Origin of the sequence: Helicobacter sp. MIT 03-1614, from assembly GCF_000762925.2 — a bacterium.
GTDB lineage: Bacteria > Campylobacterota > Campylobacteria > Campylobacterales > Helicobacteraceae > Helicobacter_C > Helicobacter_C hepaticus.
In genome coordinates this window covers 1-1,456 of the sequence record NZ_JRMS02000028.1, presented here as the reverse complement: position 1 = coordinate 1,456, position 1,456 = coordinate 1, and the positions used below count along the sequence as shown (strand labels likewise).

Sequence of the window (1,456 nt, the reverse complement as noted above, 5' to 3'; positions counted from 1 at the left end):
TTTAGTCTCACTTTGATTTTTAAAATATTCCTCATTCTCTCGCACTTTGCTTTATTTGATTATCGTCTCTCTCACTTTGATTCCTGATAAAACTATACATTATTTTTGTAGAGAGTTTTCTCCCGTTAAGCTTACCAAAGAGTTTAAGATTTTTGAGTGGGGAATCTAAACAATTACTTAAAGGAGCGAATCGCACTTTGTTTTTGAATCTTATAAGAGCTGGAGCAGAGGTAGAATGGGAGCTTGTGGAACAAGCGGAAAATGCCGCACAATGGTATATTTCATCACAGCTGCAAAGATACAATCTCTATCAAGCATTGCGAAAAAACAAAGATTCTAAACTTTATGATGAAAAATATTCCATAAGTGATGAGCAAAAAGAAGCCTTTGTGCTTTCACTTCCTACAACCAAAATCCTACAAGAACTTTGTGCGATTCTTAGGTCTGCCTATTATACAGATGGCACGGTGCAAATAAGGGCTTTGCAAAGTCTCGTGCAAGAATCCGAACTTGATGAGTGGATTTTGCCTCAATATGAGGAACTTTTCATAGGTGGGGAAGCTACCAATTATGATTGGCAATTACTTTCTTATGAGAGGGTGCAAAATCAGCAAAACTATGATGAAGCCTATAATGCAACCATAGAAAAACTTAAAAAATCTCTACAATCTGGAGAGCAGACACTCTTTTATGAAGATATTTTAAAATATGAAGATTCTCTAAAAAATAGGGTAGATTCTCAAATACTACACAAAAGAGGCAAAGCAAAAAGACAAATGGGTAATAAAGAGGTAGATAGCACAGACAGAGAGGGTGCTTATGATATGCTTTTTAAGGCAATTATGCTTTCAGATTTTGATTTGTTTGAGGAGGCAATCGCTAATGGAGCAGATGCAAATGGTGTAGTAAGTGCAAAACAAGCGGAGAGCGAACTTGCAAGGGAGCAATATTTGTGTGAAGAGGGTGCAAGTCATTATGCTATGGCGGTTGGCAAGATTTTAGATTGCATAGCACTTGATGATGAGGATTTGAGTGAGGAATCTTTGAAAGAAGAATGTGAGGAAAGCTTTAAGATTGTCTATGCAATGAGGGATTTAAAGCCAAGTGAAGAGGCATTAGAATTCACAAAAGAAATGCTGCGAGATACACACGATGACTGGTGGTATGAAGCTTACAAAGAAGCTGATGAGTTTGGCTATGAGGGCGATTTAGATGATGAGGAGGCACTGCATACTTGGCTAAGAAATCATAAGCCTTTAACATACTTTGAAGTGCTAGGCAAAGAGCTAGGTTTGGATTTGGAATTAAGCTGGGAGTAAGCCTTGAGAGAATCAAGGCTTAAAAATTAAACTTACAAAAAAGGAGACACAATGAAAACACTAGAGGAACTCAAAGCTATCTTTAGAGAAAGTGGGGACGACATAAGAGATAAGTTTTGGGAGCTTATCAAATCAAA

General features: G+C 37.2%; 1 protein-coding gene. It reads left to right on the top strand.

Annotated elements, in window-relative coordinates; all coding sequences use genetic code 11:
* Nucleotides 1-152: 152 nt before the first annotated feature.
* Nucleotides 153-1,319 carry a hypothetical protein gene (locus LS66_RS09930; RefSeq protein WP_034368552.1) on the top strand — a complete coding sequence of 389 codons (1,167 nt, stop codon included), beginning with the start codon at nt 153-155 and terminating at the stop codon, nt 1,317-1,319.
* Nucleotides 1,320-1,456: the final 137 nt, after the last annotated feature.